The sequence below is a fragment of the Cohnella faecalis genome, from assembly GCF_003570905.1.
GTDB classification, from domain to species: domain Bacteria; phylum Bacillota; class Bacilli; order Paenibacillales; family Paenibacillaceae; genus Cohnella; species Cohnella faecalis.
In genome coordinates this window covers 1072456-1084049 of the sequence record NZ_QXJM01000039.1, presented here as the reverse complement: position 1 = coordinate 1084049, position 11594 = coordinate 1072456, and the positions used below count along the sequence as shown (strand labels likewise).

The 11594-nt window shown below is 54.7% G+C and carries 4 protein-coding genes; all 4 read right to left on the bottom strand.

Going from position 1 to position 11594, the window contains the following annotated elements:
• Window positions 1-100 precede the first annotated feature (100 nt).
• Genes D3H35_RS17845 through D3H35_RS17830 form a run of 4 tightly spaced genes read right to left on the bottom strand, consistent with a single transcriptional unit; the run spans window position 101 to window position 11489 of the window.
• On the bottom strand, window positions 101-2206 hold the full coding sequence (locus D3H35_RS17845) for an RHS repeat domain-containing protein (protein WP_119150586.1): 2106 nt from the start codon (window positions 2204-2206) through the stop codon (window positions 101-103).
• 50 nt (window positions 2207-2256) lie between these two features.
• Complete coding sequence (locus tag D3H35_RS17840) at window positions 2257-4362, bottom strand: S8 family serine peptidase (RefSeq protein ID WP_158594163.1); 2106 nt, start codon at window positions 4360-4362, stop codon at window positions 2257-2259.
• Window positions 4363-4422: 60 nt separating this feature from the next.
• Window positions 4423-8508 carry a fibronectin type III domain-containing protein gene (locus D3H35_RS17835; protein WP_119150584.1) on the bottom strand — a complete coding sequence of 1362 codons (4086 nt, stop codon included), beginning with the start codon at window positions 8506-8508 and terminating at the stop codon, window positions 4423-4425.
• Window positions 8505-11489: an RCC1 domain-containing protein gene (locus D3H35_RS17830; protein ID WP_119150583.1), complete on the bottom strand. Its 2985-nt coding sequence runs from the start codon at window positions 11487-11489 to the stop codon at window positions 8505-8507. The genes D3H35_RS17835 and D3H35_RS17830 overlap by 4 nt, the downstream gene beginning before the upstream one ends.
• Window positions 11490-11594 lie beyond the last annotated feature (105 nt).

Genomic DNA, 11594 nt, shown 5'->3' with positions numbered 1-11594 from the left:
TGATACGCTTTCGTCACGAGGCTGACAGGTGTCGTCACCCACGCGCTTATTCCGTCCCATCGTTGCTCGTTGAAAACCTCCGTTACGATTTTCACACGACTCAGCTTGTCGTACGTATATTCCGTCCGGGTGGACTTGTTGTCCGAGACTTGCTGCGGGAAGCCGCCTTCGTCTTGCGGCCGCCGCGGTCGTACTGGTATTGGGCGATGCCTCCCAAAGCATCCGTTTGCGCGATCAAAAAGCCGCGACGGTCATACTCGAAGCTGGTTACGTTCCCTTTTGCATCCACCTGCGTAAGCGGCTGACCGGCCCAATCGTACGTCGTGGCCGTGACGAGCTCTGCCGGGTTTCCATTCTCGTCCAGTCCTTCCGTCCGCGTAGATAGCAAATGACCGAGCGCGTCATACGAAAAGCTCGTCACCACGCCATCCGGCGCCGTCTGTTTCTTCAACTGGCCTTCGGCATCATACTCGTACGTCGTAAGAATCGCGGTATCGCCGTCGTCATCGCTCGCGTTTCCGTCCAAATCGCCGTTCCGCACATGTTGTTTTTGGACGACGGGCTTTCCGAGGTGATTGTATTCAAATTCCGTTAATGCGACCTCATCTTTGGCAGTCGACACTTCCTGACGAATTAACGCGCCTTCTTCATCGTACGTTAACTGCGTTTTGCCGCCTGCGCTGTCGGTCGTCCCCGCGACCTGGCCGCTCGCGGTATAAGTAGATTTGGCCCACATCACCCGATCATCCGCCGGAATCGTGTACAGACTGACCGCATCTTTGCCGGTTCGAGAGGCAATCGCGCGCCCGGCTTTGTCGTACACGGTTCCTTTGTAGCTGTATTTGCCGTTATCGAGCGGCGACCACGTGGCCATGAGACGGCCGAGTCCGTCATAGCGGTAATACGTGCTGTTGCCGCGGGCGTCCTTGACCGATTGGACAAGTCCATTCACGTCATAGGCCGTGGACGTACTGCTGCCGTCGGGCAGTCGCTTGCCGACTTCCCGGCCGTTCTTGTCGATCGTATACACGGTGCTGGCCGTATCGGAATCGCTGAAATACGTCGTGACGGTTCTCGTCGTCGAACCGTTCGCCAGCACGCCGTAGGCGACCGTCTCCAGCGTGACGGGCGCATCGCTCGCCGAACGCTTGAACAACGTCTTCTTCAATCGGTTCATCACATCGTATTGATACAAATAAACGGCGCCGTTCGGCTTGGATTCGCTGCTCAGATTGCCGTAAACGTCATAGGTATAGGACGTAACGAAGCCAAGCGCATCCGTCGTTGTTTGGAGCATGCCGTTCGGCCAATAGGTGTAGCGCTCGCCGACGTTATCGTTTTTGTAAGTGTAGGCAGCGGGCGTGTCGTTGAGGCCGTCCTCGCTGCTCTTGTACACGTTCGGCGTCACTTTTTGTACCGGACGTCCTAAAGCGTCGTACTCCGTGAACGAGGTCTCGCCGCCGTCGAGCACCGTTCGGAACAATCGGCCTGCCTTATCATAGGCGAATTCCGTCCGATAGCCGGTCGGGGAAACTTTGGCCGTCAACCAGCCGAGTCCGTTGTATTCGAAGCTGGTCGTATTTCCATCAGGGTCGGTGACCGCCGTTTTGTTGCCCTGCGCGTCGTATTCGTAGGCTGTGACATTGCCTTCCGGGTCCGTTTCGGAGCGCAGCAAGCCTTTCGCCTTGTAGCCGAGCTGCGACGACTCGGCGTCGGTGTAATAGTCGTAGGTCGTAATGGCGAAACGATCCGGGTCGGCCTTCGCGTCGTAGACGTCGGTGCCGTTTAGCGGCTGCGCCTTCTGCAGCAGCTTCGTCATCGCGGCATCGTAGACGTAATAGGTGGCACGCCCCGTTTCGTCCTTTTCGCTGATCAGATTGTTTTTCGTGTCGTAGGCATATTCATATTTGGAGCTGTCGGGATTGATCTGCGTCAAAATGTTGCCGTTCGTCGTATCCCGCACATATTCCGTCTTGTTGCCGTAACGGTCGACGATGATCTTCTCTTCGCCGTATTTGTTCACCCCGGCGGTGTCCAGGTAATACTCGGCCGTCGCGATGCGCCCTTCCGGGTCTTGCGATTTCGTGACGAAGCCGCTCGCGTCGAACCATTTGATCGTCGTACGGCCGGCTGGATCCTTGATCGTCGTGCTTCCGGTCGCATAGGTATAAGCAACGGCATTGCCGTACCGATTTGTCGTTTGCACCGCTTTATGCTGATTGGTCCCGGCGGCGTGCGTATAGTCGACGGTTTCTACTACGTTGCCTGCCCGTCCTTGATCACGTTCAAATAATGGCTGCTGTCGTAGTCGTATATCGCCGTTACTTGCCCCGTCTGGTCTTTGACCTGCTTCAGCCGATTGGACGCGTCGTACTCGTACGTGATCGTCTGGCCGATCGGATCCTTGACCGTTTGCAAATACCCGCTCGCATTGTACGTCAGTTGGAAAATGCGGCCGACGGTGTCCGTAATTTTGCGCGCTTTGCCGACGGCATCGGTCTCGATCGTCAGACGGTTGCCGCTGCGGTCTTCCATCCAGGCCAGATACCCGCTGGGGTTAAACCCGTAGCGGTACTGATCCTTTGTCGTTAACAGATGACTGCCGTCCGCCTGCTTTTCAAGCGTACTTCTCGAATCGTTGGCCGTGTAGGCGTTGCCGTTCTTGACGAACACTTGCGCGCCGCCGCTCGGCAACTTCGCGACTTTCAGCTTCGAGTTCTTGGTGTCGTCCTTCAAGCTGCCTTCGAAGCCGAAGGTCCAGCCGCGGCCCAAGGAGCTGGTCGTCCGATCGTCCTTGGAGTTGTACGTCCGGCTGATGTTGACGACGAAGCCCGGCGCAGTGACGCTCAGGTCGGTTACCGACTTGCCGTAGTTGCCGGTCGCGACGTTCACGCCTTCTTCGCCGTAGTGGATTTGCTCCAGCAGCTCCGGCGACACCTCTTCTGCCAGTGCAACCACGGCGCTGTCGCCCGAAGCCGCGCCGGGCTTTGGACTCGCAGCCGGATCCGAAGCGACGGCGGGCTCGGTATACGTCCCCGCGAGCGAGCCGGCGGCGCTGACGATGCCTTGCGTCGCGACCTTCGAAGCGAGACCCGCGACCGGCTTCACCGTCGCTTTGAGGCGCGCGGCCAGCTCGGCGGACGAAAGGTCCGGGTACAAGCTTTTGAGCAGCGCGGCTGTGCCGGTTACGAACGGCGCGGCCATGCTCGTTCCGCTAAGCGCTGCGTAGCCGCCGCCCGGAACGGTGCTGACGATACCCACGCCCGGCGCGGCGATATCGACCGTCGAGCCGTAGCCGGAGAAGGAAGCCAGCTCGCCTTTGTTGTCGATGGCGGTGACGGACAACAGGTTGGGCAGACGCAGCGAAGCCGGATAAATCGGCTGCGCATCGACGCTCGCCCCGTGATTGCCGGCAGCAGCGACGAACAGCATGCCGCTGGCGGTCATGGCGTCTTGGAGCGCCGGATTGTTGTCTGGACCGCCGAAGCTCATGTTGACGATGGACGCGCCCATTTGCTGGGCGTATTCGATCGCCTCGATCGCGTCCGAGGTGTACCCGGCGCCGTCCGAAATGAATTTGAGCGGCAGCAGCTTCGTCTGGGGAGCGACCCCGCGAATGCCGGCCGCATCCGCCTGCGCGGCGATAATGCCGGCCACATGCGTGCCGTGCTTGTCGCTGCTCGCGCTGTCGAACACCGAAGCGTCCCCGCCGGCAAAATCATACCCGTGAACGTCGTCGACGTATCCGTTGCCGTCATCGTCGATGCCGTTGTCCGGGATTTCGGCGCTGTTCGTAAACACATTCGCCGCCAAGTCCGGATGCGACACGTCCATCCCCGTATCGAGCACGCCGACGAGCACGGAAGGGCTTCCTTCCGTCACGTCCCACGCCCGAACGGCGTCGATATCAACGCCCGGGATACCGACTTGCGAGCCGATCTTTTGCCCCGAATTGGCAATCCCCCACTGCTCGTCAAAATGCTCGTCCTGCGGCAGCGCGGACACATAGAGCTTGTAATTGGGCTGCGCGTACTCGACGTTCGGATCGTTGTTCATCTCCGCAATCGTCTGATCGAGGCTGTCGTTCTCTCCGATCTGCAGCACCTCGAGGCGCGCGCGCTTCGATTTCTTTTTCACGTTCATTTTGTTTAATTTCAACTTTTTCTTGACGTTCGTCTGGGCTGTCTGGCTATTGCCGCCGTTTTTGTACTTGACGATAAGTTCCGTTTTGTGGCGGGGCGCTGGAGCAGCGGGCGCGGCGGCTTGCGCGACGGCGGTTGCGGCGCTCCAGTCGTACGCCGCGGTCGAAGCGATCAGCGCGGAAAGCGCGAGCTTGGTCAAAGCTTTCAAGGGAGCTTTCATAGAATCCTCCATAAAATAAGATAATGGCTTGCTGCTGGGCGGGTGAAATCGTCTGATCCGTTACGTGCGTTCGATGACGCTGTACGTGATGGAGGAGCCGCCCGAAACTTTGGCTTTCATTTGAATGCTGTTGATGACACCCGACCAAGACTCGTCCGGCTGAATAACCTTGTCCGTCGTAAAGACGATTTCGCCCGGTTTGAAGGAAGCGACCGTAATTTGGGTGCCTTTGATTTTGCCTGTTGTTAATTCCTTGGCTGCCGTTAAGGTGGACAGATCGGTAATCTCGATCGCGCCGGGATCGTACGTAACATTCAGCGTGTAGCGGCTGAAATCGGTAATGTCCATCCCGACAAGTCCCATATCCACAACGCCGGCTTTCGTCAGCCACGCGGTAATCGTGTTATTGATAATGAGTCCGCTCCAAGCGCTCGTTCCCGCGACATTCGTCGTCCGAATCCGGTATTTATGCTCGCTGCCGGCGGCGATGCGGCGGTGCTTGAACGTGTTTTTCGTTCCCGCGTCCGTCACCGCGCCGTTTACCTCGACTTCGTATTTCACAGCAGTCGGGTCCGCTTCCCAAGCGAGCGTGACGATTTGCCCTGCGGAGGTGACGGCGATGCCGGTCGGCGCTTTCGGCTTGTCCGGCAGCGTCCGAATGCTGACCGGCGCGCTCCAATCGCCTTCCACCGCTTCGGTTCGGGCGCGAATACGATATTGATGAGGCGAATACGGATCCAGCAACGTGTCGACATAACTCGCATCGGTGAAATTGTCCACGATGACGGCGCCGTCAAGCTCCACATCGTACCCCGCGATGCCGCTGACCGGACTCCATGTCAGAATGACCTTATCCTTTGACGCCGTTGCCGTTAAATTGGCAGGTACTGCGGGCTTAAGGGGCAAGGTCGTAAACCGGCCAAGCTCGCTCCAAGCGCTGGAGCCTGCCGCGCTGAGTGCCCGGATCCGATACGTGTGCGTCGTCTCCGGCACAAGGCTAGCGTGCGTATACGAAGCCGCAGCTGCAGCTGCCACCGTGCCGTCCGCTTCGACTTCGTAGGAAGTCGCCCCTGCGACGGCCGACCAAGTCAACCCAATCGATGTATCGGACAACTGCTCAATCAACCCGCTTGGCGTCGAAAGATTATAAGTCGTCACGTTCTGATACGCGCTCCAAGCGCCCGTACCGCTTTCATTGACGGCGCGAATGCGATACTGGTGCGCCGAACCGGGTGCAAGTCCTGTGAAGGAGACGGTCGTGCTTTCGCCTAAGTTAAGCGGCGGCTTGCCGTCTGCCTCCACGTCGTACGTGAGCGCGTCCAGCGAAGCGTCCCACCTGATCGTGACGGCTTTGTCCGATACGGTTACGGCGATGCCAGTCGGAACGGCCGGGACCGCATTCGTTGTGCTGACCGTTTGCAAAGCGCTCCATGGACTAGCTCCCCCCGCATTCAGTGCGCGAACGCGATACGTATGGCGGCTCAACACAGGCAGTCCGGTTTGACGAAGCGTCAGTTGTTTGCCGGTTGCGATAATTTGGCCGTCCCACTCCACCTCGTAAGCAAAGGCATTCGCGACCGCACTCCACGAAAGCGTAACGGTTTTCGCGGTTGCGACAGGCGCTGCGGTTGTCGGTACGACGGGAGCGACTTGCAACGTGCGAACGAGAACGACTTTGCTCCAAGCGCCCGGTGTGCCGCTTTTGATCGCTCTGACGCGGTATTGGTGCAGCGTGTTCGGCGTCAGCCCGGTATGCTTATAGGACAGCGAGCGTCCGGTAGCGTAGAGCGTCGCTTGATTATCCACTTCGACCTCGTAGTCGGTCGCCTCCGATACGGGCGACCAGGTAAGCGTAACGGACGTGCTGGACGGCTGCGTTTTGACGTTTGCCGGCGCGGCCGGAGGCGCAATCGGCGTTCCGAGCTGGATCGTGTTGGACCAGTCTGTCGGAACCCCCTCTTGATTGACGGCTCTCACTTGAATCCGGTACGTTTTCTTAGTGTCCAGCTTGGTGAGAGCTACCGTTTTGCTGGACAGCGTAAGGCTCGTCGGCGAGTTTACCCACTTACCCTCCGAGCTCCAGTACTTGCCGCCCGCCGTAATCTGATACTTGGTCGTTAAGGCGTTGGTATCCGAAATGGTGAACGAAGCGGATTGACCGACTTGTGTAATCGTAGGTTTGTCCGCTAGCGTATAAGCCTCTTTCGTTACCTTCCGAATAACGCCGCCGCTGTCTTTGACCTCGAATTGAACGTTGTACTTCGTATCCGGCAGTAGACCCGACACGGTGTAGATGTTGCCGGACACCAGAGAGCCGCGGATAAGCGTCTGATTGCCAGGACCGCTCTTATAAATGACGATCGGATTGCCGTCGCCATAGCTCAATCGGCCGTCCTGAATGACAACTGGCTGATCCACGCTGCCCGATGTCAAAGCCGTAAGTGCCGCCGGCGTTGTCGTCCACGTATCGCCGCCGTCGGACGAGGCGAGCAGCCTCAAATTTACGTACGTCGGCGATGCCGCATCTTGTCCGCCGTACACGATATAGAGTTTGCCTTGCGTATCCATCGCGATAACCGGGTTATCCTGGTTATACGTGTTTCCCGTCGTGAGCTTGCTTGGCGCCGTCCAAGTCGATCCGCCGTCCGTGGATCGGATATAACGGATATTCTTTTTTGACGTTTGCGCACTATCCGCTCCGGCCCAGGCGAGATGGACGGTTTGGCCGTCGACGAATACGCTGTAGTTTTGCTGCGGATAGGTGTACACGGATACGATATCCGTCTTGGTCCAAGCGCTTCCATCCCAAACAAGCTTGGAAATCGCGTATCGGCTGCTTTGATTAAACTCGCTAATAATAACAGGCTGATTATTGATGATGGCAATCTTCAGATTTGAATAGCTGTTGCTGCTCGATACAGCCGTTACTTGTTGAACGGTTTGCCAGCCGCCATCTGTGTTTACAGAATAGCGAATACTATAGTATCCGGAAGTATTGATCGTCCAGGCCGCATGAACATTCCCGTCTCGATCCGCTGCCACGGACAAGTTGCCAATTGTTTTGGTTCCAGTCTCCAAGGCAAACAATTCAGAGAAAAGATTGGTATTCTCTTGCACGGCGGCGTCAAAGCTAAAAGCTTTCACATTTGTGCTGCCGGAACGGACGATTCCGATGATCTTCGTTCCGACCGCGGTAATGGCTGGCGCAGAAGTAATTGTGGCATCTACTAACGAGCACAATGGAAGCCACGACTGTCCCTGATCTTTGGATACGAGGAAGGTAACTCCTGTCGCGGCGCTGCCGGTATAGCCGGCAACGACCCACCAGCCATTGGACAGCCTGGTGATCGTCCTTTCACCCGAACCCCCAATGTCCAGCCCCGCAGAAACGACCGCGTTATTGAACACAACGGAAGAAGGACTTACCCAGCCGCTGGACTGGGAGCCGATCGTAAAGCGATAGGGAGCCGCATCCAGCTCGCCCAGCGCTTCCGTTCCGCTCGCTTTGGCGGTCAGGCTGGAGTTCGTTGCAGTAACCTCAAGTGGATAGGCGACCGTCCCTCCCGAAGCTGTAAAAGCGATGGTTCTCTCTAGTGATTGCTCCTTCGTCGCGATGACGACTCTCGCTTTGTGCACGCCTTTTGCTAAAGTCGAAGAAGCGATGGGTTGAAACGTAACGGCAGCCGCACCGTTAACCAAACTAGCAGAAAGCTGCTCACGCGCCTCCGCTTCGTTGTCCAGGTAGAGCTGGACAGACAAAGGACGTTCATAGGCACCTGTAATGGAAGAGGAAATCCTTACACCGTCCGGTGGTATATAATCAAAGGCGCTTGGCCGGACTTGGAATCCAATTGACCCCAATTGAGCGATGGCATTGCTCCCCCAGCCTTGGACTGTACCATTTTCCATTAAAGCCAGTGTATGATTGGATCCTGCCGCCAACTGTTTGACTCCGCTCAGAGATGGAATCGTTGAGGGAGATATTACGTTGCTCGTATGACCCAATCCGAGTTGACCTGTATAATTATAGCCCCATGCTTTGACCGTGCCGTCCTTCATGAGAGCAAAACTATGAGAAGCGCCTGCGGCAATCTCCTTGACTCCATTCAAGGTTGAAACCGCGACTGGCGTTAGTTGACCGATCATATTGCCCAGCCCCAGCTGCCCCGCATCATTCCCCCCCAGGCCTTAACCGAGCCGTCTTCCATTAAAGCCATTGTATAATAGGCACCTGCAGCCAACTGCTTGACTCCACTTAAAATGGCAGGGGAAATGTCGCTCGGGACCGTCTGGTTAATCGTACTGCCTAATCCAAGTTGACCGAAATAATTATAACCCCAAGCTTTAACTGTCCCGTTTTCCAATAAAGCCAACGAAAAGGTCGAACCTGCCGCCACTTGTTTGACTCCGCTTAGTCCCGAAACTGCGGTTGGCTTTGACAAGCTGGTTGTATTTCCTTGCCCAAGTTGGCCCGCACTATTAGTGCCCCACGCCTTGACGGTTCCGTCTTCCATTAGCGCCAGTGAAAAATAAGAGCCGGCCGCTACTTGTTTGACTCCACTTAAAGACGCAATCGTTGTCGCCGCTGATTGACTGTTTGTATGGCCTAGTCCCAGTTGTCCCATGCCATTATAGCCCCATGCTTTGACTGTACCGTCCTCCATTAGAGCTAATGAATGATTAGAACCGCTCACCAACTGTTTAACCCCGCTCAAAGAAGGAATCGAAACAGGCGTCATTTGATTGCTTATGTCGCCTAGCCCAAGCTGACCATAAACATTATCGCCCCATGCCTTAACCGTGCTGTCTTCCATTAAAGCTAGTGAGTGCTTTTCACCCGCAGCCAGTTGCTTGACTCCGCTCAAGGCTGTGATCAGGGCAGGCATTATTTGATAATTCGGGCTGCTTTGCCCAAGCTGACCGTTACTATTATCTCCCCACACGGCAGCCGTGCCATCCTCCAATAAAGCCATAGCAAACTGCCTGCCCGCAATGAGCTGAACGACTCCGCTTAAGGACGGAATAGATGTTGGCGTTGTTTGATCGATTGTATGTCCAAGCCCCAATTGGCCCGAATTATTATTCCCCCATGCTTTGACCGTACCGTCCATCATAAGGGCCAGAGAATAATAAGAGCCTACAGCTAACTGTTTAATACCGCTGAGCGATGGTATCGCGGCAGGCGTGGTTTGGTTGCTTATGTTGCCCTGACCCAGCTGACCGCTGGCATTTAGCCCCCACGCTTTTACGGTTCCGTCTTCCATGAGTGCCAGCGAATGATAGAATCCTGCTGTCAACTGCTTAACGCCATTTAAACCGGGGATCAGGACAGGTACGGTTTGGTTGGACGTGTTGCCCAACCCAAGCTGACCATATGAATTGCTGCCCCACGTTCTGACTGAGCCATCTTCCACCAAAGCCAGCGAATAATTGGATCCTACCGCCAACTGCTTTACCTTATATCCGATTAAAGACACTATTGTGGTTGGGCTTGATGATTGACTTGTACCGAGCAATCCAAGTTGACCGAGAGAATTGCTGCCCCACGCTTTAACACTCCCATCTGCCATAAGTGCAAGCGTGAAATTTTCACCTGCCGCTACCTGTTTTACACCGCTTAAATTTGGAACTGCCTTCGGCGTAGTTTGTTCTGTCGTGTTACCTAGCCCTAGTTGACCATAGCTATTATTGCCCCAAGTTTTGACTGTGCCGTCTTCCATTAGAGCAACAGAGTGCTGCGAGGAGCCTGCAATCTGCTTAACTCCGCTTAAGGAAGAAATCACTGCTGGTATGGACTGACTGGTCTTATTTCCTAGTCCCAATTGACCGCTTGCATTATTCCCCCAAGCCTTTACCGTGCCATTCTGCAGCAAAAAAGCGGAGCTTGAATTTGGTCCCGAGAAGAAAGCTACATCTGTTGTAATAGATAACTGCATATCCAACATATCAGCCTGAATGTTAATACCATTAGCGTTAAAGACGGAATAACTGTTACTAGATACCCCTGTTCCCAATTGGCCCGAATTATTGTAACCCGACACAAATAACTTGCCATCCAAGCCCACTAAGACTGCGCTATTGTTATGTGATGCAAACAAGCCAGCTACAGATAAATTTAGTGAAACAAGAGTCGGAATAAATCTGTGAGTAGCATCATTTAAACCTAATTGGCCATTAGTATTGTTGCCCCAAGACATCAGACTATCGTCTTTAAGGACCGCGTATGAACTATATCCGCCTGCAGCAACATACCTTGCATTATTAATCCCTGAAACCTGTACGGGTGTATTTGATTGAGTCGTATTATTTATGCCGAGTTGACCATTAGTATTGTTGCCCCATGTTCTGACCGTTCCATCTTCCAATAATGCCATTCCATATGTGTAGCCCGCGGCTACTTGGATAACATTCGAAAGCCCTGACACAGCCGCAGGCGCTGACTGGGCAGTCGTCGTTCCTATTCCTAATTGCCCATTGCTATTAGTCCCCCATGTTTTAAGCGTTCCATCGTTCAATAGGGCGATAACGAAATTCTGTCCTACGGCAATTCTCTTGACATTATCGATACCTGATAATGTCATCGGTATGCTTATAGTCGGCAAGGTAAAAAGGACGCTCGTGCTGTTAATCCCCCAACCTCTCAACGTCCCATCTTGCAGCAATGCAATCGCAAACCCGTTACCCGCAGCAATCTGCTTGACGTTCGTTAGTCCGCTTATAGTCGTTGGAGTATAAGTAGTACTCGCATTTCCCACTCCTAGCTCGCCATTGCTATTGTAGCCCCAAGACTTAACCGTCCCGTCTTTCAATAAAGCGTATGAATTGTAACCATATGCCGCCACTTGTTTGACATTCGATAGGCCTGGTACAGTTGCAGGGGTAATCACTTGCGTCGTACCGCTTCCTTGTCCCAATGCCCCGTATCCGCCATCGCTTCCGCTTGACTTAACCGTTCCATCCGGCATGACAAATAAAGTATGACTGGTCCCCGCGGCAACTAACGTAGACAATATCGACGGATCAATCGCCGCCTCGGCCTTTTGAGGCTCGAATCCCCACAAGCCTAACACTTGCAAAAATAAACTAACTGCTAGCAAACAAGAAAGCTTCTTATTCCATCTAAACATCCGACTATCTCCCTCTCATTTCCTAGAAATGACATGATTAGTGATAGTCGTAATCATATATGACCATATTTATTCATTTCAAACACTTATTTCGTCGAATTTCAA